21 protein-coding genes are annotated in these 24,990 nt (G+C 38.7%); 13 read left to right on the top strand and 8 right to left on the bottom strand.

All coding sequences use genetic code 11. From position 1 onward, the window contains the following. Positions 1-2 precede the first annotated feature (2 nt). The 10 genes from AAY42_RS01100 to AAY42_RS01055 all read left to right on the top strand — a co-directional run bounded on the left by AAY42_RS01100 (position 3) and on the right by AAY42_RS01055 (position 12,633). Positions 3-623, top strand: a complete 621-nt coding sequence (locus tag AAY42_RS01100; protein ID WP_055392169.1) for a hypothetical protein — start codon at positions 3-5, stop codon at positions 621-623. Next, a complete protein-coding gene (gene traM, locus AAY42_RS01095) occupies positions 610-1,551 on the top strand; it encodes a conjugative transposon protein TraM (RefSeq protein WP_055392168.1) in 942 nt (313 codons plus the stop codon). Before AAY42_RS01100 ends, traM begins: the two co-directional genes overlap by 14 nt. A gap of 12 nt (positions 1,552-1,563) precedes the next feature. Next, positions 1,564-2,376 (top strand): DUF4138 domain-containing protein, encoded by an 813-nt coding sequence (locus tag AAY42_RS01090; RefSeq protein WP_082433284.1) that lies wholly within the window; start codon positions 1,564-1,566, stop codon positions 2,374-2,376. 231 nt (positions 2,377-2,607) lie between these two features. After that, positions 2,608-3,018 (top strand): hypothetical protein, encoded by a 411-nt coding sequence (locus AAY42_RS01085; RefSeq protein WP_055392166.1) that lies wholly within the window; start codon positions 2,608-2,610, stop codon positions 3,016-3,018. A gap of 9 nt (positions 3,019-3,027) precedes the next feature. Continuing rightward, positions 3,028-5,370, top strand: a complete 2,343-nt coding sequence (locus AAY42_RS01080) for a TolC family protein (RefSeq protein WP_055392165.1) — start codon at positions 3,028-3,030, stop codon at positions 5,368-5,370. A 19-nt stretch (positions 5,371-5,389) separates the two neighbouring features. Continuing rightward, positions 5,390-6,481 (top strand): efflux RND transporter periplasmic adaptor subunit, encoded by a 1,092-nt coding sequence (locus tag AAY42_RS01075; RefSeq protein WP_245625572.1) that lies wholly within the window; start codon positions 5,390-5,392, stop codon positions 6,479-6,481. Between the two features lie 21 nt (positions 6,482-6,502). Next, on the top strand, positions 6,503-9,613 hold the full coding sequence (locus AAY42_RS01070; RefSeq protein ID WP_055392164.1) for an efflux RND transporter permease subunit: 3,111 nt from the start codon (positions 6,503-6,505) through the stop codon (positions 9,611-9,613). Between the two features lie 18 nt (positions 9,614-9,631). Continuing rightward, the gene (locus AAY42_RS01065) at positions 9,632-10,345 is read left to right on the top strand and encodes a DUF3575 domain-containing protein (RefSeq protein ID WP_055392163.1); all 714 of its coding nucleotides are present in this window, start codon (positions 9,632-9,634) and stop codon (positions 10,343-10,345) included. A 4-nt stretch (positions 10,346-10,349) separates the two neighbouring features. Then, positions 10,350-11,033 carry a potassium channel family protein gene (locus AAY42_RS01060; RefSeq protein WP_082433283.1) on the top strand — a complete coding sequence of 228 codons (684 nt, stop codon included), beginning with the start codon at positions 10,350-10,352 and terminating at the stop codon, positions 11,031-11,033. Positions 11,034-11,049: 16 nt separating this feature from the next. Further along, positions 11,050-12,633 (top strand): hypothetical protein, encoded by a 1,584-nt coding sequence (locus tag AAY42_RS01055; protein ID WP_055392161.1) that lies wholly within the window; start codon positions 11,050-11,052, stop codon positions 12,631-12,633. On the opposite strand, the gene AAY42_RS01050 is transcribed toward AAY42_RS01055, so the two are convergent. The 5 genes from AAY42_RS01050 to AAY42_RS01030 form a co-directional block, all read right to left on the bottom strand. Continuing rightward, positions 12,630-15,776: a cytochrome c biogenesis protein CcsA gene (locus AAY42_RS01050; RefSeq protein ID WP_245625571.1), complete on the bottom strand. Its 3,147-nt coding sequence runs from the start codon at positions 15,774-15,776 to the stop codon at positions 12,630-12,632. The two genes, AAY42_RS01055 and AAY42_RS01050, sit on opposite strands and share 4 nt — an antisense overlap. A gap of 46 nt (positions 15,777-15,822) precedes the next feature. Next, positions 15,823-17,322 (bottom strand): ammonia-forming cytochrome c nitrite reductase, encoded by a 1,500-nt coding sequence (nrfA, locus tag AAY42_RS01045; protein ID WP_055392160.1) that lies wholly within the window; start codon positions 17,320-17,322, stop codon positions 15,823-15,825. A gap of 10 nt (positions 17,323-17,332) precedes the next feature. Further along, the gene (gene nrfH, locus AAY42_RS01040; RefSeq protein WP_055392159.1) at positions 17,333-17,941 is read right to left on the bottom strand and encodes a cytochrome c nitrite reductase small subunit; all 609 of its coding nucleotides are present in this window, start codon (positions 17,939-17,941) and stop codon (positions 17,333-17,335) included. 80 nt (positions 17,942-18,021) lie between these two features. Next, on the bottom strand, positions 18,022-19,137 hold the full coding sequence (locus AAY42_RS01035) for a BamA/TamA family outer membrane protein (RefSeq protein ID WP_055392158.1): 1,116 nt from the start codon (positions 19,135-19,137) through the stop codon (positions 18,022-18,024). Beyond that, positions 19,137-19,817 carry an autotransporter outer membrane beta-barrel domain-containing protein gene (locus AAY42_RS01030; RefSeq protein WP_139063596.1) on the bottom strand — a complete coding sequence of 227 codons (681 nt, stop codon included), beginning with the start codon at positions 19,815-19,817 and terminating at the stop codon, positions 19,137-19,139. The genes AAY42_RS01035 and AAY42_RS01030 overlap by 1 nt, the downstream gene beginning before the upstream one ends. 98 nt (positions 19,818-19,915) lie before the next feature. Between AAY42_RS01030 and AAY42_RS01025 the strand changes: the two genes are divergently transcribed. Genes AAY42_RS01025 through gltS form a run of 3 tightly spaced genes read left to right on the top strand, consistent with a single transcriptional unit; the run spans position 19,916 to position 22,630 of the window. Beyond that, positions 19,916-20,752: an MBL fold metallo-hydrolase gene (locus AAY42_RS01025; protein ID WP_055392156.1), complete on the top strand. Its 837-nt coding sequence runs from the start codon at positions 19,916-19,918 to the stop codon at positions 20,750-20,752. A 15-nt stretch (positions 20,753-20,767) separates the two neighbouring features. Further along, positions 20,768-21,424 (top strand): hypothetical protein, encoded by a 657-nt coding sequence (locus AAY42_RS01020; protein ID WP_055392155.1) that lies wholly within the window; start codon positions 20,768-20,770, stop codon positions 21,422-21,424. A gap of 3 nt (positions 21,425-21,427) precedes the next feature. Further along, positions 21,428-22,630, top strand: coding sequence for a sodium/glutamate symporter (gene gltS, locus AAY42_RS01015; protein ID WP_055392154.1), 1,203 nt, complete (start codon positions 21,428-21,430; stop codon positions 22,628-22,630). Positions 22,631-22,674: 44 nt separating this feature from the next. Here the strand turns inward: gltS and AAY42_RS01010 are convergent, their stop codons facing one another. The 3 genes from AAY42_RS01010 to AAY42_RS01000 form a co-directional block, all read right to left on the bottom strand. Then, positions 22,675-23,199: a hypothetical protein gene (locus AAY42_RS01010; protein ID WP_222836828.1), complete on the bottom strand. Its 525-nt coding sequence runs from the start codon at positions 23,197-23,199 to the stop codon at positions 22,675-22,677. Positions 23,200-23,310: 111 nt separating this feature from the next. After that, positions 23,311-24,024, bottom strand: a complete 714-nt coding sequence (locus AAY42_RS01005) for a DUF2971 domain-containing protein (protein ID WP_139063594.1) — start codon at positions 24,022-24,024, stop codon at positions 23,311-23,313. Between the two features lie 223 nt (positions 24,025-24,247). Further along, entirely contained in the window at positions 24,248-24,985 is a 738-nt protein-coding gene (locus AAY42_RS01000) for a hypothetical protein (RefSeq protein ID WP_055392151.1), read from the bottom strand. Between the last annotated feature and the right edge of the window lie 5 nt (positions 24,986-24,990).

Genomic DNA, 24,990 nt, shown 5'->3' with positions numbered 1-24,990 from the left:
TTATGAAAACTCCATATAAAAACATATACGAGGTGTTGAAGATGAATCAGTTTATAGTACTGGCTGTTATTGTAATGGCTTTTCTATCCACCATCATTTCAAGTCTCATATCCTACAAAATGTACAACAAAGCACTGGACGGCTCTTTCGCCATTGGTAAAAATGGAGAAGTTATTCCCTTGCAATGGGTACAGGAAAAGGAAAATTTAGAAGTGGAAGCCTTGGAGCATTTAAGGCTTTTCCATAATTACTTCTATGGGTTAGACGCCACAAATTTTGAAAGCCATATTGAAAAAGCCCTTTGGCTGGGTGATAGTTCCGTTGATAATGTATATCGACAAAAAAAAGCTGATGGTGTCTATAATCGTTTGATGCAATATTCTTTAGTGCAAAAGGTCATCAGCATTAAATCCGAACTGGACCTTACCGCAGAGCCATACCCCTTTAGAACGGTCACTATTTTTCAAATCAACAGAGGGTCGGCAATCGATACCTACGAACTGGTATCAACAGGGAAATTGTTGCATTTGGAAAAGCGAAACTTTCCCAAGAACACCCACGCCCTCTTGATTACGGATTATTTCGAGAACACTTTAAAGAAAATTGATTATGAAGCTAGATAAGAAAAAAATAACGTTCATCGCCGTCATTGGAGCAGTGGTCATTTTTATTATTACCTATTCCATTTTGGCATTTGGTGAAGATGATTCCCAAAAAAATGAACTCCAACAGACACAGGTTCCTGTATTGGAAAACCCTATTGATGATTATACATCCAGATTGGATGCAGTGGATGATTTAAAAGAAGTCAGGCAAACCAACGCACCTAGCATCTATGATGAAAAGTATTTGGATTCCACAGGTGTCTTTGACCCTGATTTTTTGGAAAAAGAAAAGATACGGATGGTGGATAGTATCTATAACAATAGCCGTATCAATTACACTACGGGGACTTTTCGAGCAACGAACCCTGTTCGGGATAGTGTGGTCAATGCGATAGCTAAAAAACAGAAAGAACAAAAAAAGGAAACTACAACATCGGTTGAGGAAATTGACCCAAAAGCATTGGCATTGGAACAGCAGTTGTTTTTTGCTTCCAATCCCTTGCCTGTAGAAGAAACGGCAAATGTACCCAGCATCGTAGTAATGGTTGATAAGAAACAAGTCATCAAAGTCAATGACCGATTACAAATGCGCACTTTAGACGATATCGAAATTGAGGGTGTACTGATTCCAAAGAATACTACACTGTTCGGTATTGTCAGCTTTAAACCCAATCGGGTATTGTTACAAATCGAAAACATTGATGATGTCCCGTTGTCTTTTAAAGCGTATGATTTTAGGGACAGGTTGGAAGGCATCTATATCAAAAACAGTTTTCGCGAAGAGTTGCGGCAACAGGTTTTGGGAGATGTAGTAGATGATATCAATGTGCCAGGCGTACCACAGGTCACAGGAATCAAAAGATTGTTCCAACGCTCTAACCGACAGGTAAAAGTGACGGTCAATCCCAATTATAGACTCATAATAAAAGTCGATACACGACAATAAAAAATATAGGATATGAAAAAGATATTGATACTGTTGACCTTGGGTTTGTTTTACCAAGTTCACGCAACGAATACAAAAACATTGGACACTATTTATGCCAATTCAACAATGACGATGGCCTTGTTCTTTCCCTCAGATATAAAGCAGGGCATTACAGGTTCAGAACATTTTGTGTTCACCTACAATCGTGAAAAAGAACAAAACTTAGGGTTATTGAAAGCTGTAAAAGGAGAACCAAGTAATTTATTGGTGATTACCACGGATGGCAAAGTATACTCCTATATCTTAAAGTTTGCCGAGCATCTAGAGAATCCCAATCGATTTATATCCCTTCAAGAAAGTATCGGGGATACCCAAATACTCACCACAGGGAAAACTGAAACCACAAAAGATTTGGATGTAGGTCCTTCGGTCAATGATTCTCCAGAACTGCTGCGCAGATCCTGTGAATCATTTTTGAAGCTTCCCGAAGAAAAACATATTAGAAAGAAACATAGAGGGATTGCCCTGACCCTAAAAAATCTGAAATATCGCGGTGATAATGTATTTCTACAGTTTGAGATTGAAAACAAATCAGGGGTGCGCTTTGACTTCGACTATCTGAAAATCTTTAAGGTAAATGGCAATAAAAAACGTAATGCCTCTTACCAAGAACTTCCCATAACGCCTGTATACGTTCATAATAAGCCTTCTAGGATACTACCTAATACAAAGGTCAGGATAGTTTATGTGGCACCTAAATTCATAATAAATCGGAATGAGAAAATGGTAGCTAGGTTACAAGAGTTAAACGCGATAAGGAAGGTAATCTTAATTTGGAGATAAGGTATATCGAGTAAAAAATCCCAGAGTAAAAGGTTAAACAAAACCAGTTCTTCACATTCTTAATTTCCTTGTTGAATATCAGTTGAGCTTGCTACCATTCCTGATGGAACCATTCTTTTTTTATCAAAGTATTGATTATTAGTTTTTTATGCTAAATCCACTACTTTCGGATTCATGGATTAATACTATAATGTTAACAATTAATTTCATATTTTAGATCAAAACCCAATCATGAAAATTTGTTTAACCTTTTGTTTGGTTATATCTGTATTATCAAGTAGTAGTGTTTTTGCACAAAAAGATAATAATGCAAATGTTAACCCCAAATCAACTTTATTTACCTCTAAAGAAAAAGATAGTATGCAAGTGTGGTTCTACAATCGTGCTACTGCAATGGGGTTATCAAATGAAATAAGGGATGAGTACTACAATATTATTCTTTATCACAGCTATAAGATGAAGGGTTTGGAAAAAAAAGATAAAGGATACACCCCTGAAGAGATTCGTACAAAGTTTGAAGGCCTATTGCAAAAGCAACATAAGGAAATAAAAGCCATTTTAGATGATGAACAATATACGTTTTACCTTAACACATATGAAAAGTTATTGAAAGGTGTTTTTGAAAGAAAAGGTTGGAAATAATCTAAAATTATGAAAAAACGATTGCTAGTAGTCTTACTCCTTGTGGGAGTATCAATTTCTTTTGCTCAAAATACCAAAACTGTGACCATTGGAATTTTGGCTGATGAAACTTCAGTTGAAAATGCTCCTTTGCTTGAAAAACTTCAAAATGAGATTACTGCCGTTGTAGGGCAAGATGCCAAGGTAGTTTTCAAAGATCCTATTGAAAACGGATTCGATTTAGATACCGCAAAATCAAATTATCTGGCTATGGAAGCCAGCGACGTTGATATCATCCTCGCTTTTGGGGTTATCAATAACATAGCGTTGTATCAACAAAAAGTTTATGCCAAACCGGTAATCGTCTTTGGTTCCGTAAATAGCGACTTTATCGATTTGCCTAAAGACCAAAAAACATCTGGAATCAACAATATTGCTTATATCATAGCTCCACTTTCCTATGCTAAAGACCTTGATGCCTTTAACTCCATTTACGAATATAAAAAGGTAGGTATTTTAGTAGATGATTATCTTCCTGAAGCGCTGCCCATAAAAGAACTCTTTGATACCTATTTTGCGGACAAAGATGCTGCCTACACCTTAATTAATCTTCCTGAAGATGGTAATGTGTCGGACCTTCTTGGTGATGTGGACGCCGTTTATTTAGCTGGAGGCTTTGATTTATCAGAAGTAGCCTTTAGAAATTTGGTTTCTACTATAAATGAAAATCAATTGCCTTCCTTTTCCGCCAATAGAAAACGAGATGTGGAAAAAGGTATCCTTGCTACCAATCAACCGGAAACAACTATTGATCAACTTTTTAGACGTATTGCCTTGGATGTGGAATCGATAGTAAACGGAACCAATCCTTCTGAGCTTCCAATGTTATTGGAGTACAAAAACAGGTTGTCGTTAAATTTTAATACTGCCAAAGAAATAAAGTTCCCGTTGCGATATAGTATGTTGGGTACTGTTGATATTGTGGGTGGGGAGAATAATTACATTGCTGAGGACGCCTATTCCTTATTAGATATCATGAATGGTGTAATAGGTCGCAACTTAGGGCTTGAGGCAGAAAGGAAAAATATTGATTTGAGCACTCAGGATGTAAAAACCGCTAAGAGTAATTTTCTGCCAGATGTATCTGCTTCGACGACGGCAGCATATGTCGATCCCCGTGTTGCTGAAATATCAGGTGGGGCTAGTCCCGAATTTTCGACTTCTGGAACGGTAGGCCTGCAGCAACTCATTTATTCCGAAGGTGCAGCGGCAGGAATCACTATTCAAGATAACTTGCAGAAAGCACAACAAGAAACGTACAATGCAGCGGAGTTAGATGCTATTTTGAATGGTTCGGTAGCCTATTTCAATGCTTTGATTTTAAAAACAAACGCCCAAATTCAAGCACAAAACCTTGGAGTGACTAAAGAAAACCTTCAAATTTCTGAGCAAAACTTTGAAGCGGGTGCTTCTGGAAAGTCTGATGTATTGAGGTTTCGAAGTCAAATGGCACAGAACATGCAGACGCTGATAGAGGCTGGAAATCAATTAAGCCAAGCTTACTATACGATCAACCAATTGATGAATAATCCAATAGCTATGGAGATCGATATAAAGGATGCGGTTATCTCCGAAGGGCTATTTTCCAATTATCGCTATCAAGATTTTTTAGAAATTTTGGATAATCCAAAGCTGAGACCCAATCTTGTTGAGTTTTTGATTCAGGAAGCCAAAAAGAACGCTCCTGAACTGAAAAACCTTGGCTACAACCTAGATGCCGTGCAACGGACCTATCGGCTTAATGCATCAGGTAGATTTGTGCCTACCCTTGCACTTCAAGGAAATTACAATTTGGCAATATCCCAATCTGGGAAGGGCTCTACAGTAGCACAGGGAGTGCCGGTTGCTCCTGATGGCACCTACAATTTGGGATTGAATCTCTCGCTTCCTATTTTCCGTCAAAACCAACAGAACATTAATAGACAAACGGCTAAAATCCAGGAAGATCAGTTAAATATCCAAAAGAGCAATATCGATTTGAATATCGAAACCAATGTCAATGCACTTGTACTGGATTTGACCAATGAGATTGCCAACATCCAAATTTCAAAGATTGCAGAGGAGGCAGCAAAGGAAAGTTTGGATTTGACACAGATTGCATATAGCGAAGGGGCAGTGCCCTTAATTCAACTTATTGATGCCCAAACCAATTATTTGCAATCACAACTGGCAAGCGCAACCGCTAACTATAATTACCTGTTGGCCTCAATGCAATTGGAACGCGCCATTGGGTATTTTTTTCTGATGAATTCTGAAGAAAATAACCAAGACTTTATTCAAAGGGCCAGAGCATTTATCCTAAGTAGAAACTAACAATTAAAAGATACCGACCATGAAATATTTCCGTCATAGCCTGTTGCTGATCACAACAATTTTGGCATTTAGTTCCTGTAAAAAAGAAGAGAAAAAGAAAGAAGAAGTACTTCGACCTGTTAGTTTTCAATTGGTGGGTACTTCAGATGCCAGTAAAGTGCGCTCTTTTAGTGGAACGGCCAAGGCCAGTGATGAGATAGGTCTGAGCTTTAGGAGTGGTGGTGTAATCACCAAAGTGAATCATTGGAAGGGCGCTAAAGTAAAGAAAGGAGATGTGGTTGCAAGGCTGGACAATGTAGAGGCAAATTTAGCTTACGAACAGTCCGTGTCTGCTCTCAACAGTGCAAATTCGGCAATGAAAACAGCCAAATCAGCTCTAGAACGTGTAAAGTCATTGTACGAAAGCGGCAGCCAATCGCTAAGTGATTATGAAGCAGCCAAAAACTCCTACCAATCTGCTTTGGATCAATATGAGTCAGCAAAGCGAAACAAAAGCATACAGGCCACCCAAGTTAGTTATGGTATAATCAGGGCACCCAAAGATGGGGTAATTGCCTGGACGGATGGAGCAGTGGATGAACGCGTGTCTTCAGGACATCAATTTGCACTTTTAAATGCCGGTGATGATTTAAAAATTGAGGTAGGATTGCCTGAATCCTTGGTCAATAGAGTAAATGTCGGAATGGAAACGGATTTAGAATTTTCTGCAATCGAACAAGGTTCTTTCAAGGGTACGGTCATTGAAGTTTCTCCAGCAATTGATCAGAACTCCTCTACCTACATAACAGCTATCGGAATCGTAAATCCCTCCGCTGATATTAAACCGGGTATGGCCGCAAATGTCACATTCGATTTTGGTTCAAGTGATGCAACCATAGACAATTCCTTGGTAGTTCCCGTAAAAGCAGTCGGAGAAGATAGTAATGGAAACTACGTGTTTATTATTGAGACGGATGATGACAAGGTTGGCGTGGTCAAAAAACAAACGATAGAAGTGGGAGAAATAACCAGCGATGGTTTTAAAATCAGTAGTGGACTAGATGGAGGGGAAAAAATAGCTACCGCGGGATTACAAACTTTATTGGACGGTCAAAAAGTAAGATTGCAATAGCCACCTTAAACGATACAAATTATGAATCTTACCAAATTTTCCATCAATAACAACAGGGTTGTATTAAGTATTCTAGGAGTTGTTTTGCTTATGGGGTTGGTCGGCTATCAAAGCCTTTCACGAGATAGTATGCCACCATATACCATTCGCGTCGCTTCAGTGGTTTCTTCTTTTCCAGGTGCAAGCCCTGAACGTGTTGAAGAACTGGTCACCGATAAAATTGAAAAAGTGGCCCAAGAACTTCCCGAACTAAAAAAGGTCACAAGTACTTCTAGAACTGGCCTTTCAGTGGTTCAAGTAGAACTGGTCATGCAGGTTGAGCCTCAGGATCTGCAACCCGTTTGGGACAGGCTTCGAAGAAAGTTAAACAGTATTGAAGGTCTTCCCAGTGGGGTCCAGCCTCAATTAAAGGATGATGGTATCGGAGAAGTTTTTGGTATCGCAGTGGGCCTAACAAGTGACGGATATTCATTTGCTGATATGAAGACATATGCTGATGATATCAGGGATGATTTAATCAAACTTGAAGATGCAGCAAAAGTTGAAATAAATGGAGATCAGGAAGAACGCGTTTTTGTGGAATTTGACAATGTAAAACTCAAAAGTTATGGGTTGACTTCCAGTCGTCTGCAGCAACTCATCAGCAATACCAATATTTTAAGCTCTGGAGGGCAAATTAATGTAGAAGACGAACGCATTATTCTCGAACCAACAGGAAACTTTGATAATGTTACTGACATTGAAGAAATGTTAATCCCTGTTGGGGAAGGAGGTCAAGTCGTTCCTCTTAAGGATATTACCAATGTTCGAAAAGGATACATTAACCCACCGACACAAATAGTACGAATCAATGGTAAAGAAGCCCTGTCACTTCATGTTTCTTTAAAATCTGGTGCAAACATTATAAAGCTTGGAGAAGAATTGGATGGTGTGCTTGATATTTGGAGGGGAAAACTGCCTGTAGGACTGGAGTTGAATAGATTGGCCTCCATAGATTCTTATATCGACTTAAAGATTAGTGATTTTATTGGAAACCTTTTGCAATCCATAGGTATAGTACTGGCGGTCATGCTTTTTTTCCTTGGACTGCGAACAGGTTTGGTTATCGCTAGTTTAATTCCCATTGTGACCATAACTACGCTTTTCATCATGGGCTTGATCGATGTTGGTCTTAACCAAATCACTTTGGCCGCCTTGATTATGGCCTTGGGTATGATGGTGGACAATGGAATTGTGGTTGCGGAATCGATTATGGTCAAGATGGAAAATGGCGCGGACGTAAAAAAAGCCGCAATAGATTCCTGTTCTGAACTCTTCACACCCTTATTGATTTCGACACTAACAACATCAGCAGCCTTTTTATCCTTTTATATGGCAGAATCCGTTATGGGTGATATCATGGGGCCAATTTTTGTGGTAATTACCATAGCGTTGCTCTCCTCATGGATTATAGCTTTGAGCATTATTACCTTATTCTGCGTGTTCTTTTTGAAGATTAAAAAGAAGGAAGAAGGAAAAGAGGGCTTTTTGGACCGTTTGATAAATGGTTTGAAAGCCAAATACAAAGATTTAATATTAGTTGCGCTCAACTGGAAGCGAACGGTACTTTTTGGTATTGTTGGACTTTTTGTGCTATCGATTTTAGGTTTTGGATTGTTGGCCTTTGTATTCTTTCCTGACAGTGACCGTAATATGATCACTGCAGACGTGAATCTTCCCGAAGGCACAAAGATTGAACGCACACAAGAAATGGTTACTGCCATTGAAACGTTCATGAAAAGTACACTCCAAGTTTCTGATAACAACCCAGACGGGATTGTTGATTGGTCAGCTTATATAGGTGAAGGACCATCTACCTATGATTTAGGATATAACCCTGATGAAGCGAACTCCAACTACGCGCATATCCTAATAAATACCTCCAATTTTTTGGTAAATAATGAGATGGTCAAAAAACTGGATTCCTTTAGTTTCAATACTTTCCCCAATGCGGATATTAAAGTAGGCCTTCTGGGTTCAGGTGGTGGTGGAACACCTATTGAAATTAAAGTTTCAGGTGATGATCCAGATAAATTGGCAGAAATATCCCAAACTATAAAAACCAAGTTGTTCGGAATTTCTGGCACCAAGAATATCAAAGATGATTGGGGACCAAAAGGAAAAAAATTCATCATTGACATCGACCAAAATAAGGCACAGCTTGCAGGTGTGACCAATCAAGATATTGCGACTTCTTTGCAAACCGTATTGGATGGATTTACGACAGGGGAATATCGCGAGGAAGATAAATCCATTCCCATTGTAATGTTAAGCGACCAAAACAAACAACAATCCTTAGCCTCTTTGGAAACATTGAACATTTATGCACAAAGTTCAGGTAAAAGTGTTCCTTTATTACAAGTAGCATCCATAATTCCACAATGGCAGTACACTCGTATCAAACGTTTGAATCTTACGCGTACAATAAATATTTCAAGTGAATTGACCGAAGGTGGTAATGCCTCGGCAATTACAGCTGAAATTACACCTTGGCTAGAGGAGCAGGTGGCAATCTGGGGTTCTGGATATAGTTATAAGCTTGGTGGAGATGCTGAAAGCACTGCTGAGAATATGGGAGCGGTTGCCAGTTATTTGCCTTTGTCTGCTTTTATTATTGTGATGTTATTGATTATTCAATTCAACTCTTTTAGGAAAATGGTTATGATTGTTTGTACCATACCATTGGGAATTATAGGAATGGTATTGGGCTTATTGATTTTTAATGTTCCCTTTGGATTTATGGCCTTTTTAGGTGTGATTTCTTTGGCTGGAATTGTCATTAACAATGCCATCGTTCTGGTGGATAGAATTGAGATAGAGGAAAATGAAATAAAACGTAAGCCTCAGGATGCCATTATAGCCGCTTGTCTACAGCGTTTTCGACCAATACTGTTGGCAACATTTACAACAGTGTTGGGCTTAATACCACTCTATTTAGGTGGCGGAGAAATGTGGGAGCCCATGGCCGTGACCATTATGGTAGGTTTATTGTTTGGCACGGTTATCACCTTATTGTTTATTCCAGCTTTTTATAGTGTTCTTTACAAGGTGAACTATAAAGGGTATAAGTTTAATAAGGCTCTTTTGGAATAATCTAAAAGCTTATGTGAAATGAGAACACCGATTCATATTCTGATTTTGTTACTCCTTTTGCAAACGACTTTCAGCAATGCACAGCGGGCAACAGATAAAAACCATATAAATATTGACCCCTTATTGCCTTGGGCAGGTACGTATCAGATTCAATATGAACGTGCGATAGGACATCGTTTTTCAGTAAGCATATCAACAGGTTATAAATTCTCATCTGGTAACCTTGATATTTCTTCTATTGATTTCGATAGATTCGTGACAAACGAGTTTGATTTTAAAGGAATCAAATTAATTCCTGAATTCCGCTGGTATTTTCAAGAATCCCATGATGGACTTATGGGTTTTTATGTAGGCACATATTTTCGATTCCAAAACAGGAAAGGAGATATAGCCGGAACATATACTGCCGTGGATAATCAAGTAAGCGAAATACTTATAGATGCTAACTTACGAACCTTCAATCCCGGATTGGAGGTAGGTTATAAACTGAACTTAAACAAAGGATTCTTTATCGATTTCATTATTGCAGGACCCGGGCTTAGTTTTAATACCTTAGAACTAAATGAAGTAACTCCGGTACCACAAGCTTTTTATGATGATCTTACAGATTCTTTAAAGCGTCTCGGAATTATCGACTTGATAGATCCTGATTTTGAAATAAATGGGAATCAGAAGACAGAATTGAAGCTTATCGCTTTTCGATATGGAATCAAAATAGGTTACTCATTCTAAAACAATGAAAGACAGACTTTATAACATACGATTTGATTTTTTCTTTATTACGCAGTTGGCAGTACTCTTCGGGTCTCTATTTATTCCTGGGGAAATTTTCGATAAAAGTATCGCACCCATCTTATTCTTGCTTAATCTAATTGCGGGGATACTTTTAATTTCCAAGCGAAAGGAGTTGTTCTGGTTCTTTTTGATTCTATTAATCGCCAGCAGTATTATTTTTGGTCTTGCCCAAACCCATGGTGAAATGACCTTGGATGTTAGTTATATACAATTTGGAATCTATTTTGCTTTTTACTTGTTGATTACCTTTGAGATTATTAAACAGGTATGGTATTCCCATGCGGTTGATAAAAAGGTTATTCTTGGCATGATAAGCGGGTTTATCAGTCTAGGTCTGATTGGATTTTTCATATATATGTCGATTGAACTGACCAATCCAAATTCTTTTGAAGGAGGGCTTTTGCATATGGGAGAAACCCATCCCAACACCTTGACGGAACAGCTAATGTATTTCAGTTTTATCACCTTGTTAACAATTGGCTATGGAGATATTGCCCCTATGACCCCTTTGGCACAGAAAGCAAGCATTTTGATTGGACTTGTAGGGCAGTTCTATCTTGTAATTGTGACCGCAGTAGTTGTGGGAAAGTTTATCAATCAGAATAACACCAACAAAAAAAAATAGAATGTTACTTTTAAATATGAAAACCTTGAAAGTGAAAAACTATATATTAACTGGAGTCCTAATTTTTTCCTTAGCGTTTAGTGCATCGGCTCAGCAAGAAGCTCCATTGAATAGTTCCTACCTCTCGGAACATGGGATTTCCCCAAAAATTCTGGATGCAGCGGCAAGTGTACTATTACAGGAGGGGAGTTTTATACAAAATCTAGAAATTGAAATTGATAATACGTCCGGTAAAGAGCATTTGAAAACTCAAATCATCTATGACCCATCTTATAAAGATGGTAAGGATATTCGTTTTGTAATAGAACAAGGGGAATTCTCAAAACCTGAATTAAAAGCTTTGAAAAAAGCCATAGAAAAGAGTCATAAACTAAGCAGGCTCTCAAGAAAAAATCTATATGATGAATCGTCTTTAAAATTGCTTAGTAATAGTCAAGACCAAATGGTGTTTGGTTTCCGTTATTCCAAGAATGATATAGAACCTGAATTAAAGGACATCAAAAAATATAAGGGCAAGCTCTTTTTGAGCAACGGGGTTTTGGATAAGGTGGAACTGACAAGCGATTCAAGACTTTCGGGAGGTAAGGAAAATTTTAAACGAATCGTACATTTTAAAAAAGCCGATAACCGAAAAGGGTATATCGTTTCAGGAATTAAAGAGTCTTATGACACAAAGAATGGCGCACAGAACTTAACATTTACCACAGCGGATTATAAAGCGCCCGATGGAACTGATATAACATGGGAAGGAAAATCTTCTCAACCTTTTTTTGAGAAGGATGTAGCAATTGATACCGTAAATGTCACCTTGGGCTGGGTGCTCCCTATCTTTGGAAAGCCGGCAACCAAACTTGGATATGGCCTGCCTAGACCTGTTGGTTTAAATGTTATCCTTCATTCCCAAGATGATGATTTGGATTTTGAAGGAATCAGTGTTGGTTTTGGAGATGGGGATTTAGCCGATTTGAGTTCCCTGTTTGATTTACAAAACTCTAATATTGTTCAGACCACAACCACATATTTTGTTCGACCCGATGTGTGGATATTTCCATTCTTAAATGTGGCAGGTATATTTGGTCGGGCAGACAATACTGTCGCTGGAGACTTTATACTTGATGAAGAGTTTCGGCAAGGGATAGTGGACTTAGCTCCGTTTTTAGGATTGGACCCTAGTGATATTCCTCAGGCGCTCCCTCTTAATATTGATGTATCAGCTAATATCATTGGTGGTTCAGTAACGCTTGGTGGGGGAATTGGCGATGTCTTTTTTAGTGGAACGTATCAATATATCAGGGCAAGTGTCGAAGAAGCCAATACCACAACCAATGCCAATGCGTATGTCTTGATGGCGGGATATCGCTTTCCCAATAACCTCAACATTTTTGCCGGAAGTATGGGGCAATATTATGATTCTGATGTTGCCGGTTTCTTTGAATTGGATTCTGGAGATACTTTAAGGTACAATGTCAACTTCACCCCAACTACTTGGAACGCCATTATGGGAGTGAACAAAGGTTTTGGCAAGCATTGGGATTTGATGGTACAGTTAGGTGTTGGTGGTAGAGAGCAGCTTACTGCGCAATTAGGGTATCGATTTTAGATGCTTACAGAATATGACTTCCTTTGTTTAAGGTATGCTAAAACACTTGTAATAACCACAATTACTATAACCACATAAATAAATTTAGGAACAGGTACAGGGTCCCCTGCTGCATAACTGTGCAGTCCAGATAAATAATAGTTTACACCAAAAGAGGTCATAATAATAGAACCAAAGGCAAAAACGCTGGCCATATTTAGAGTATACCTACTTTTTAAAGCAGGAATAAAACGAAGGTGCAATACCACAGCATAGATAATAATAGAAATCAAGGCCCAAGTCTCTTTAGGATCCCAAGCCCAGTAGCGACCCCAAGATTCATTGGCCCAAATACCACCTAGAAAAGTTCCGACGGCCAACACAAACAAACCAATGGTCATGGATATTTCATTAATATAAGTGAGTTCTTTAATGCGAATCGCTATCGCTTTCTCAGATTTTTTGGTTTCTATAATCATAAGAATCAAGACCATAAAGCCCAAAACCGCAGATAGTGCCAGAGGGGCATAACTACTAATAATAGTTGCTACATGCACTTTTAGCCAGAAGGATTTTAATACAGGCATTAAATTTGTAATCTCTGGACTCAACCAATCCAGATAACTTACGAATAGCAACGAGCCTGTAAATAGTGCTGCCAATGGCAATGAGAAATCTGATTTTCGGAAGGTCATTAATCCGCAGAGCATTAATACCCAAGCCACAAAGACCAGCATTTCGTAACCGTTACTCCAAGGTGCATGTTGTGCTACATACCAACGCAGTAAAATATTTCCTGTAAATACAAGAAAACTAACCAAGGAAAGGACAACGAGAATATTCCATAGTGCATCCATGAAACGTTTTTGAACGAATATTTTGGCCAAGGCCAATACCAGCAGTACAAATCCTAAAGTGAAAAATACTTGGAACAACCAAAAATTGAGGTTCATTTCATTATACCACAACTCGGCTTCCACTCGCTGATCGTTAGGAATAATATCTTTGCCCAAGGTGCTTTGATAGGTATCAATATAGGACAACTTCTCTGTTGCCGTCGCCCATTTTTTGGCTGCCAAATCATTAAAATAAGATGGGGTTATGGTTTGTACAAAACGTGCATCCTCAGCAGGAAAGTCCTTAAAATGATGGGTATAACTATACCACGTATCCTTCTCATCTAGACTGTTGGGGTAAATTTTTAAATAGTTGCCCGAAAAAATGTTGAATAAAATATTAAAACGTTCATCTACCTTGAGTATCTCTTTATCAAACTCGTTATGCTCTGCCGGCTTTTTAGCGTTAGCCTCTTCCGCCACTTTGGTAAGTACATAATCGCCACTAGGATTTATTAAATCATCAAAGGCAATTAAGCCTTCACCAGTAATTTTTAGGGCTTCGAAAAAACTTCCACCTTTTTTCTTATCTATTTTTATTATGGGAATCTGTTGCCAAGCTCCTGGAGCAACATGCATAGCAAGGAATACCTGATTGGCATCCAAACGAACTTCTTCACCATCACTTTTGAATTTGAAATAGGGTTTACGGGAAACTTTGCGTAAAAATTCCGAGGCCAAGGTATTGATTGGTTTTATCCTTCCATCTAAATCTTGTACCATCAACCGACCAAAGAGCGCCGCATGCTGTTTCTCAATGACTTGATGTGCGACTAACTCAGAAATCGAAATGGTATCATTCGGCTGCTGCGCCTGAAGATTTGTGCTCATCATCCCAATCAGGAATAAGGCGGTAACTACTTTTTTCGTTTTTAATTTTTTGAGCTTTTTGTTGATGGCCATAAAATGGGAACTCTTTCCAAATAGCGTAAAGAACATGCCAATCATCATTAGAAAATAACCCGCATAGGTAACGTTGGTGCCCAAAGCATCATGGTTAACGGATAAAACCGTTCCTTTTTCGTCGGTGTCGTAGCTGGCTTGGTAGAAACGAAATCCACCATAATCCAAAACATTGTTCATGAAAATTCGGAAAGGCATCTTGGTATCTCCATCCAAAACGGTAACCTCGCTGGCATAGGCGGATGGACTCTCAGAACCAGGATATCGTTCCAATTGAAAATCATTCAACTGTACCGAAAATGGTGTTTCAAGAGGTTTGGCTCCATACGATAAACTCACATTGGTGCCATTTACCATAACTTCATGTGTAGTAGGTAAAAAGCCGTCACGATAGAGCAAGGTTACTTCTTCTGTTTGGTCACCTACTCCTACATTCAGAACTAAAGCATCGTCCTTAACCTTATCATTGTCTTTTGGTTTTTCAGCCGAGCTTACGATGTCAATTTTTCCAGATTCATGAAAGGATAGCGGCACAAAAGACAAATCGCCTGAGCGGTACAAGGTCCGCAAGGTCATAGGTTGCAGGGTATCACCTTTAATAATACCTGCAGTTTGGTCGGCCATAATAAAAAAGTCGAGCTGATGTGGCGTCAACATCTGGAATTGGTCATCATTTTCTATAAGATTTATAACATCTTCTCCTTCTGCCTCAAAACCTATTTTATGCTTATGGCTTCCTATTTCTTCAATTTCTCCTTTTTTCAGGAATAATGTTTCCCTGCCATTTCCTGAGGTAACCACCATTTGCAATAAGGGAACTCCATTTTCAGGGTCATCGACAATTTCGGGGATAGCATCGGCTACAAATTGCTTATGCGAAATGGCAATTGGGATGGACTCTAAATCGGTTTGAATAGAAAAATTATTATCCGTCAAAGGAGAAAAGTAAAGTTCCCGTTCCAAATGTTTGGTTTGCTTTCCGTTGGATAGGTGGATTTGCAAATAATTCTTATCGGAAATAATTGTATTTGAGGAAGCTCCTTCCCTGATGCGCATGATACCTCCGTAGGAATCATACCTCGTAATACCGGCACCAATTAAGATTACGATAAAAGCAATATGAAAAAGAAGGATGGCCCATTTTTCTTTGCGCCAAAGTTTGTATTTATAAATATTGGCAGCAAAACAAAGCCCTAAACCCAGCATGACCAGCTCAAACCAACTGGCGTCGTATACCTTAATCCACGCTGTAGCGGTACCAAAATCGTTTTCTATAAAAGTAGCAGTGCCCATGGCTATGGCGAAAACCAACAATAAAACAAGTGCCAATACTGGCGAAGAAAAAATACGATAGAATATTTTCATGAAAAGCGTTCGGCTTAAAAGCCTTTAAAGAAAGGTTTAAAATCGACTACTTATTGGTCATGCTTACTGCTTTGGAATCCATTTTATCCTCACGGGCTTTGGCTTCCTCTAGCCATTTGGGTAGTAAATTGGTTTTAAACTCCTCTTTTTCTTTGATGAGTTTTTCCATATCCAAACCGATAAATTCTTGTGCTTTTTCCTTAGATGCAATATCTGGCATAGGAACCTCCTGATTAAAACCTAAGGTCGCCAACAATCGCGCTAACTTGACTCTAGCTTCTTGCGCAATGTTGAGTCCACCACCCAAGACTCTTGCTGTCTCTACCGGAGAATGGAATGATGCTCCATGTGCTGCGGCTGCATAGTCCCAACGCCATTGTGCGTGACGAATATCTGTGAGAATATCTTTCATTTGTTCATCTGTAGCACCTAATTCCCATGCTTTTGCTGCTTCAATATGCGATTTTACCAAAAGATCTTCCAATTTCAATCTATTCTCAGTTGCTTTTTGTTGTCTTTCGTAAACATTGGCTCTCAATTTATCTGCTTCTTGTCTGTGACACACTTGACAGGAATTCGCAATATTGTTTAGTGGCGATTGCAAATGGTGGTCGGTAAATTTCTGTCCGCCTTCGCTTTTATAGGGCATATGGCAATCGGCACAAGAAACGCCGCGGTCAGCGTGTACACCGGTAAGATAGGTTTCGTAACCTGGATGTTGTGCTTTTAACATCGGTGCCTTGCTGATTTTATGTGTCCAATCCGAAAATTCCATTTCATCATAATATTCTTCCATGGCTTCCACGTTCATTCCATTCTTCCAGGGGAAAGTTAGGTATGGTGTGCCTTCCGCTCCAGGTTTTTTCTTATCGAAATAATACTCTACGTGGCATTGGGCACAGACCAAAGAACGCATTTCCTGGTGGGTGGCCTTATTGATATCCTTGCCCATTGAATCAAAAGCCTCTACAAGTGCAGGTCTTGTGATACGTAACTTCATACTATTAGGGTCATGGCAATCGGCACAGCCAATTGGGTTTACAATTTCTGTTCCCTTATCTGCCCATTTTCCTTCATAGAATTCTGCAATACCTTTTTCGTTCATCAAACGGGGAACATCAGGACTTTTGCATGTCCAACAAGTAGCTGGCATTGGTCCATCTCCTGGGCCTTTTGGCCCTCCTGTACGCAATGTATTTCTAATATCATCTATGGCATAAAAATGTCCACGGCCTTGATTATAGTCTTTAGAAAAACCATATCCAGCAAATAGTACGACCAGTCGTGGATCTTCTTCAAGGACATCGCGCATGGCGGAACCCCCTTGGAAGGAGGCAAAGGAAGTTTCAGATGTTTGCAACCACGATTGGTATTCCCTTGGGTAGTTTTTTCCCCATTCTTCATTTCGAGGTTCATTCTCACCAATATCTACCTGCGGTACATATTGGTATTTGGCCTCACTCTTCCTATTGATCACGCTTGAAGCAAGCAAGCCCAATAGAAAGACCACTACAATTGTAACAACAAACAAGACTTTATTTTTCATACTGTTAGGATTATCGTGTTTCCATTTCTTTTTGTAACCAGTCCGGAATTACCATTTCTTCTTGATCTGTGGGTAAAGGAGCAATGTTATACTTGACTGTGGACATTCCATGAATACGGCCATGAGGCACCTCTTTATGGCAACTCCAGCATTGACGGGATGTCCGGTTCTGCTCATGATTTTCTATGAAGCCGTTATATTTTGTTTGGGTTACCTGCTGTACATGGCAGCGTATACAATTGTTCTGTACCACTTCTTGTGAACCTTCACGCATAAAAATTACCTCTGGTTCTGCCCTTGCAGTAAAAATTGAAGCATGGTAAAGCCCATCCATAGCTTTGAAGTAATAGGCATTTACGATATTGTCTTGGGGAACATGACATCCGTTGCAAGAAACCCATTCGCGATGTGAACTGTGCATCCAGCTATTATAGACAGGGGTCATAACGTGACAGTTGACACAGGCTTGCGGATTATCCGACATGTATGAAACCACCTCACCTTCTTTCATCAAGAACAATCCTAAACCAATGATACTGCCAATCAATACAGTGGCAGTTACCCTCCATTTTGAATTTTTTCCAGGAAGTATTTTTTTAATAAACCCAAACACACTCATACCTAGTTAAATATACATATTTCATGTGAGATATTACATACACAAAAGATGTAAAACCAAAGTCAATAGCTGCATAAATATTAGAAAGCCTCGTTCACTCCAAAATAGATTCCACTTTGGCCATCTTTCCCGTTACCAATGTCCAATCGTAACCAGGTTCCTTGGTCCTTCAATAGTTTGAATCTGACTCCGGCACCATAACCGGGTTTAACGGAATTGAACTTTAACAAATCGGAAGCATCTCCAGCAACGCTGCCGATTAAACCAAATGCCGCTAAGGTCCATCTAGGTTTTAAACGATAACGATATTCAGCTTGGGCCACATACATATTCCTATCAAGAAATCTACCATAGAAATATCCTCTTGCGCTGCTACTTCCTCCAAAAAAAGCCATGCCTTGAAAGGGTACATCACCATAATTATTTTCAATATATATTTGAGTAGCAAGGGTACTCCTAGCTCCTAAAGGCTCATAGTTCCTTAAATCCAACGTAAACTTATTAAAGCCATGTGTTGCTCCTAATATAGGGCTCGAAAAATGAGCACCAATTCCAAACAATTGCCCGTCAGTAGGTGAGCCAATATCATTCCTGGTATCTAAATTGAATTCTGCGCCAATTCCACTGATTATAGTTCTGTCAGACCCCAAGATTGTACCAGAATCCAGTATGCCGCCTTCTTCAATTTCAGTGACTTGATGATTTGCAAAATTATAGGTGAATCCAAAATTCAAATCTGGTGGCAAACGCTTTAAAAAACTTACTTTGAGCTTGTGTGTCGTCTGATCATACAGTTCCTCATTTTCTTCAGGTGTTTCTGGGCCAATTCCCCAAAAAGAGTTTGGGTATATTTCGAACAGGTATTCGGAATCAATGAAATAATCCCCTTTGCCAAGATACACTTGAGGTGTAATGTTGAACATAATTTGTCCTGCAGTGGTATAAATTCCACTAAATAGGATATTGGAAAGACGCTTATTATATTTATTTGTATTGTTCAGCAAGAATATCTGCCCACCACCACCAACACCAAATTCTGTTTCGGGCGTATAGAAGGCTATAGGTAGACCAATAAACTTTATTTTTTTTGTCTTTCCCAAAGTGTCAGTTCGCACAAAACCTTCTTCTCTCCCTTGTCCGATTAGGCAAATGGGAAGGATCATCAAAATAAAAGTACTTATAGCCAGTTTTTTCATTAGAAAAAGAAATCATCTAAAATCACGTTAAAACCAAAGGAAAACGCAGTGTTGCTAATTGATATATTTTGGGAACCAACAGTGCCGGAAGGCTGCTGTTCTTGATCTATACTGACCCAAAAGAGGTTTAAATCAAATCCAATGTCAAATGCAATTTGATCATTGATTACATAGGAATAACCAAGGCCTACCAATGCACCTAATCCACCGCCTTCAGAAACCTCTCGAATAGGATTGTCCAATTCGTTAATACTTGTCTCTTCTCTATAACGTATATATCCAGACGATAATCTTGCAAACAATGACCCTCTTTGAGAATCTGTAAGATAATAGGAAATAAAGGGCCCTACGAACAAAGATTCTGTTGTGCGGTCAATGTTGCCAGAGGAACTGCCCCTGTCCGCTCTTAAATTTCCCCCTAAAAGCCATCTATCCTCTATGAACTTACCCGTTGATAGATTGAGCCCAAACTCATTGGTAATCCGCTTTTCGTCTGAATTACGTTCTTTATTTGTGTTTGAACTGATGGTTCCCGATAGTCCTGTAAGCCATCTCCCTTTTCTGAAAGGAGTGTCCAATGAGTCTTGAGATTGGACTTGTTGAGATAAGATTGAAATCGGTAACAACAGCAGGAAAGAAAGAAAGAAAAGAGGTTTACAATCTTTGAGATGGTTTTTCATTTTAAGCCGGCAATCATTTAATGCTCTAATATAACCATATAAAATTAGGGATTAACCGTACATTTAAGTTTATTATATTAGTAAGTAAAAATCTTATTATGCTTATAAAATTTTTCGGTACACGGGGTTCGATTCCGATTTGTGATAGCGGTTTTCAGGAATTTGGAGGAAACACCAGCTGTGTAGCGGTTATGGATGAAAGCAAAAAAGGCAGTGTTTTAGTATTTGATGCAGGCACAGGAATACGAAATTTGGGAAAGGAGTTAATGCAACGTGACTTTGAGCCAAACGATAGAATTGTTATGGCATTTTCCCACTTTCATTGGGATCACTTACAAGGATTTCCCTTTTTCGCTCCTGCTTACGATGTTTCTAAGAAAATAGATATTATTGCGATGGGTCAAGATTTATCTTCTCCCAATTTAAAAGCAGTTTTCGCAAACCAAATGGAGAGCACATATTTTCCTGTAAGTCTAGACAATATGGGAGCCCAATTCAATTTCTTGACTAAAGAAGCCAATAGCCAATATTTTAGTACTGGAAAGTCAGGTAGCTTATTCTCCAACAAACATAATCATCCCGGTGGAGCCTATGGATATAGACTTGAGGTTGAGGGTAAGGTCTTCGTATATTGCACAGATGTGGAACATGGTGAAACCTTGGATCAAAACGTAATAGACTTTGCAAAAGATGCTGATGTTTTAATACATGAAGCGCAGTATACTCCTGATGAGCTTTCAAACTTCAAAGGATGGGGACATAGTAGTTGGGAACAGGCCATTGAAGTAGCAGAAAGGGCCGGAGTGAAGAAATTATATTTAACACATCATGACCCCGAACATAATGATGACTTTATTCGTGCAGAAGAAAAAAAATGCCAAGCCAGATTTAAAGATTGCTTTTTTGCCAGGGAAGGTCAAGAAGTTTTAATCTAAAAATGAGTGTTTACTATGAAAAAGGGAAACCACAACTGTTTACCCACTATGATTACGCTTTCCATTGTGATGTTATTTCTAAGTTGTGGAGTGACGAAAATGGAATCTACTTGGACCAGCAATGATTATCCTGATAGGGAATATTCTAAAATAGCTGTAGTTGGAATAGGAAAAGATTTGGCTGCCCGCAATACTTTTGAACAAGATGCCGTTGAACTTTTAAGAGCACAAGGAATCAATGCAGTTGTAGGGATCCATATGTTTCCCCCCGGCGGAAAAGTAGAAATACGTGGGCCCAAAGACTATATCAAAATAATCAAGGAGAACAACTTGGATGGTGTTCTTACCATGGCCTTGGTCGATTCAAACGAGAAAGAACGCTACCAACCTGGGGAGACCGTCTATATCCCATCATATTATCGCGTTGGAAAATACATCTATCGAGGTTATCGAACCTATAGTGCACCTGGTTATTATACCAATCAGAAATCATATCTCATCGAAGCTGTACTATATAATGTGAAAGGAGAGTTATTTGAAGGAAAGGAAACCATGGTGTGGACAGGACAGTCCTCCTTACTTGAACCTTCTTCCTTAAAGTCGGCCTCAGATACTTTTACAAAACGAATGGTGAACCAACTCATCACCGATATGGTGATTATGGCAAAATAAGATATGGATATAGGACCTCGCGATACCGTCATGATTGCATGTTTGGTATTATTTTTAGGAAAGTACTTAAACAAAAAAATCTCCTTCTTTAGAGCGTATAACATTCCCGAACCCGTAACTGGTGGAGTAATCTTCTCTATATTTTTTGGCATTATATATGCGATAACCGGTATTGAGGTCAGCTTTGCGCTAGAATTGAGGGATGCGCTTCTTATCATTTTCTTTATTACAATTGGGCTTTCCTCCAGATTAAAAACCCTGCTAAAAGGGGGCAAATCATTACTGTTGCTTTTGGTATTGGCCGTGGGCTATCTTTTTATCCAAAACCTTACCGGTGTGGGTATTGCCTATCTCACCGACCTACCCAATGTAACCGGCGTTTTGGGCGGATCGGTTTCCTTTAGCGGAGGTCATGGAACCACCATTGCCTGGGTGCCCACCTTTCAGAATGATTTTGGAATTTCCAATGCCATGGAAATGGGAATAGCCTGCGCAACCATCGGGTTGGTGCTCGGCGGCTTTATCGGGGGTCCAATTGCCAAGTTTTTAATCAAAAAATACAACCTAAAACCAACGGAAGACAAACCTATTTCCGTAGGTGTTCGCCATGGTAGGGGCGATTCCGTAGAAATGAATTACAATAATGTGTTGCAGATGATCTATTTCATCTTCTCAACGGCCGGCCTTGGTATAGGTATAAATGAGGTGTTGGTTTGGATGGGACTTGCCCTTCCTTCTTTTGTAACGGCATTGTTCGCAGGGATCCTTATTACCAACCTGATTCCAGTCTTTTCTAAAAACTTTTATTGGGAACCAGAAAATTCAAAAGCCTTGGCCATGGCCTCGGATTTGTCCTTGGGGCTTTTCCTGGCCATGTCATTAATGAGCCTACAATTATGGACCCTAGCCGATTTGGCCGGACCATTGCTGTTAATCGTACTGGCACAATTGGTAGTGATTTCATTATTTGTAATCGTAATTGTGTTTAGGGTGATGGGCAAGGATTACGATGCAGCGGTTATGAGCTCTGGTTATGCGGGTTTGGCTCTTGGAGCGACACCTACGGCAATTGCCAATATGACGGCGGTTACCAAAAAGTTTGGGGGCTCTCCCAAGGCGTTTATTGTGGTGCCCTTGGTAGGGGCATTTTTTATCGACCTCTCCAACGCTTTGATCATTAAATTTTTATTGGGTGTTTTTGGGTAATTAGCGTGATTTGAAACAATGGTTCAGCCCTTGATAGCAACCGTTTATTGGTATTTTTTTGGAATTGGATTATCGGTTCGCTCACTATCGAACATCCAAGAAAGAATCCACCATCTTGTTCCATCGTGATACAATTGAATACTGTTTATCCCTCGTTGCGTAACAGGACCATTTTTTTCTTCCTTGGTTTCATAGGTGCTCCAAACGTGGGTAATATTGCCAAAGGTTTGTGTTTCCCTGCTGATTTCATACTCCCAAAACCCCTTTTTAGGAACCCCAAAACTTTTATGATATTCCGATAGCTTCTGTGTGCTGATATAGGGATTCTTGTTTTTATCCTTTCCCGTAATGGATATCAAGGCATCAGGGTGATGTAATGACGTATCTCTTTCCCAATCTCTGGGTTGCCCTCCGGGGCCGGAAATAACATCATAATACGCTTTTAGAATACCATCAAGGGTTTGCACATCGGCTTGAAGCGGATACGCGTTTGTATTCGATTCTTGTGCAAAAGCGGTTACGCCCAACAAAAGAAATAACAACATTGCGTTTAAGTGTTTGGTGGTCATGATCATATTTTGAGATTTCTAAAGGTTTTTTGCTATTCAAAACTGTTAGTACATCAGCTGTGCGACCGATAGGGAGAATGGCATGATGTACATTGTTGTAAGCATACTTTTCTATTCATTTGCATGAAACCAATTGTATAAATTAGACTTTTGTACTTTATCTAAAAAGCCCAAATTATTAATTTTGTCAGTTCTTTCATCTATTTCTTCCTTATCTAATAAGGGGTTTATTAATATATTAAAGTCAATATTATTTGGGTTTCCAATTTTAAAATTTATTCCTTCATTTTTGAAAATCGAGTCATTCTTTACTGTGAATCTATATTCACTTTCGTATTTGAAAGCATTTTCTTTTCGAAAAGCTGCGTATTTAACCTTTGCTCTGCTCAATCTATTTTCATTTACATTTACTAAGTTCTTATACTGGACTTTTCCATGAACATATTTAATATCAGATGATTCCTTCGTTTGAAATTCACTTGTTGAAAGTAACTCTACTAAGTTCTTTCTATTAAATTTAATTGCCGTTGTCCTTCGATCCTCATTTTTGGATACATATGTATCCCACATTGCAACAGATTCAATATTCGCAAGGTGCCAACAGCTGATTAGGGTCTTCTTTTTTCTTAACCGAATTGCTTCATAATTTAGTTTTTGGTTGCTGAAATCATCAATTTTGACACATTCCAATTTATCTCCAAATTTATCTGCTCTTGAAAACCATATATTCCCACTGCGTAAAAACTGCTCTAATCTATGCATTGGTAGAAATCGATAAAGGAATTCTTGTTTTATTGTTGTAGTATGATATGTTTTCCAGTCCATTGAATTTTTCCCTTGGTTGCTTATAAAGTTTAATATATGGCAAGTAGGGCAGTTGAAAGCGATAATCTTTCAAGATTAAAATGAGTCAAAGCGTTGTATTTTGTTTTTAATTTAGTCATTTTAAAAACCAAACTTAAAAATTTGGAGACTTCCCAAAAATGCCCAAACCATCGTGTTAACAATGACTTGCGCTATTTTTTATATCCAGTGTTACCACATGTTTTTATTCCTCCTCTTCCAATCTTCTGAGCTTTTCTTCTACTGGTAGTTTTTTTCTAAAAACCTCCTTTTGATTATCTTTAATTTTATCTATCTCTTTTACAGTAAATTCTGATAGTTTTAAATCGAAAGCCAGTTTGAAAAAATCTAAATTTTCTTTAAATGGTCGAGGTTTAAGTACAACTCCGCTTTTAGATGATTGTTCAATGTTATATTCATAAGCACTATTCCATATTTCGTCGATATTTTCTATTGCCTTATTATTAATATGCGCCTTGTATTCTTCTTGGATTCCATCAATATATTCCATTTCAATTGTTAGAAGGCGACCACAAGTCATCTCGAAAATTTCATTGAATGTAGTTTTAAGTCTATCTTCTCTCGATAAATCTTCGGATATATTTTCGTTTTGATACTTTTCCAAATATTTATTCAATTGGGGATTAAACTCATCGAGAGATTCAAACGAAACAGCATTATGATTATGGGCAAATTGATTCCTAATTTCCATTAGTTTTAATAAATGACTGTAATAGGTTTTATCTAGCTCTTCTAAATCATATAATAAGTCAATTCTAGATTTAAATGATAATGCTCCTGATTTATGTCCTAAACTTTTTAAATCTTCTTTTAAGAATCTCAGAATGGATTTAATGAGTGATGTAGATGATTGTTCAAGCCTTAAAACGCGGGAAATTACATAACTCCTTAATTCCATGTTTAAGTTCGTCCATTTTTCCATTCAGA

Origin of the sequence: Flagellimonas eckloniae (assembly GCF_001413955.1) — a bacterium.
Classification (GTDB): Bacteria; Bacteroidota; Bacteroidia; order Flavobacteriales; family Flavobacteriaceae; genus Flagellimonas; species Flagellimonas eckloniae.
This window is presented reverse-complemented; position numbering and strand designations above follow the sequence as displayed.

Bases quoted from the DNA above. Each gene is read 5' to 3' on its own strand.
- AAY42_RS01100 (WP_055392169.1), top strand. From the start codon at position 3: ATGAAAACTCCATATAAAAACATATACGAGGTGTTGAAGATGAATCAG.
- traM (WP_055392168.1), top strand. From the start codon at position 610: ATGAAGCTAGATAAGAAAAAAATAACGTTCATCGCCGTCATTGGAGCA.
- AAY42_RS01090 (WP_082433284.1), top strand. From the start codon at position 1,564: ATGAAAAAGATATTGATACTGTTGACCTTGGGTTTGTTTTACCAAGTT.
- AAY42_RS01085 (WP_055392166.1), top strand. From the start codon at position 2,608: ATGAAAATTTGTTTAACCTTTTGTTTGGTTATATCTGTATTATCAAGT.
- AAY42_RS01080 (WP_055392165.1), top strand. From the start codon at position 3,028: ATGAAAAAACGATTGCTAGTAGTCTTACTCCTTGTGGGAGTATCAATT.
- AAY42_RS01075 (WP_245625572.1), top strand. From the start codon at position 5,390: ATGAAATATTTCCGTCATAGCCTGTTGCTGATCACAACAATTTTGGCA.
- AAY42_RS01070 (WP_055392164.1), top strand. From the start codon at position 6,503: ATGAATCTTACCAAATTTTCCATCAATAACAACAGGGTTGTATTAAGT.
- AAY42_RS01065 (WP_055392163.1), top strand. From the start codon at position 9,632: ATGAGAACACCGATTCATATTCTGATTTTGTTACTCCTTTTGCAAACG.
- AAY42_RS01060 (WP_082433283.1), top strand. From the start codon at position 10,350: ATGAAAGACAGACTTTATAACATACGATTTGATTTTTTCTTTATTACG.
- AAY42_RS01055 (WP_055392161.1), top strand. From the start codon at position 11,050: ATGAAAACCTTGAAAGTGAAAAACTATATATTAACTGGAGTCCTAATT.
- AAY42_RS01050 (WP_245625571.1), bottom strand. From the start codon at position 15,776: ATGAAAATATTCTATCGTATTTTTTCTTCGCCAGTATTGGCACTTGTT.
- nrfA (WP_055392160.1), bottom strand. From the start codon at position 17,322: ATGAAAAATAAAGTCTTGTTTGTTGTTACAATTGTAGTGGTCTTTCTA.
- nrfH (WP_055392159.1), bottom strand. From the start codon at position 17,941: ATGAGTGTGTTTGGGTTTATTAAAAAAATACTTCCTGGAAAAAATTCA.
- AAY42_RS01035 (WP_055392158.1), bottom strand. From the start codon at position 19,137: ATGAAAAAACTGGCTATAAGTACTTTTATTTTGATGATCCTTCCCATT.
- AAY42_RS01030 (WP_139063596.1), bottom strand. From the start codon at position 19,817: ATGAAAAACCATCTCAAAGATTGTAAACCTCTTTTCTTTCTTTCTTTC.
- AAY42_RS01025 (WP_055392156.1), top strand. From the start codon at position 19,916: ATGCTTATAAAATTTTTCGGTACACGGGGTTCGATTCCGATTTGTGAT.
- AAY42_RS01020 (WP_055392155.1), top strand. From the start codon at position 20,768: ATGAAAAAGGGAAACCACAACTGTTTACCCACTATGATTACGCTTTCC.
- gltS (WP_055392154.1), top strand. From the start codon at position 21,428: ATGGATATAGGACCTCGCGATACCGTCATGATTGCATGTTTGGTATTA.
- AAY42_RS01010 (WP_222836828.1), bottom strand. From the start codon at position 23,199: ATGACCACCAAACACTTAAACGCAATGTTGTTATTTCTTTTGTTGGGC.
- AAY42_RS01005 (WP_139063594.1), bottom strand. From the start codon at position 24,024: ATGGACTGGAAAACATATCATACTACAACAATAAAACAAGAATTCCTT.
- AAY42_RS01000 (WP_055392151.1), bottom strand. From the start codon at position 24,985: ATGGAAAAATGGACGAACTTAAACATGGAATTAAGGAGTTATGTAATT.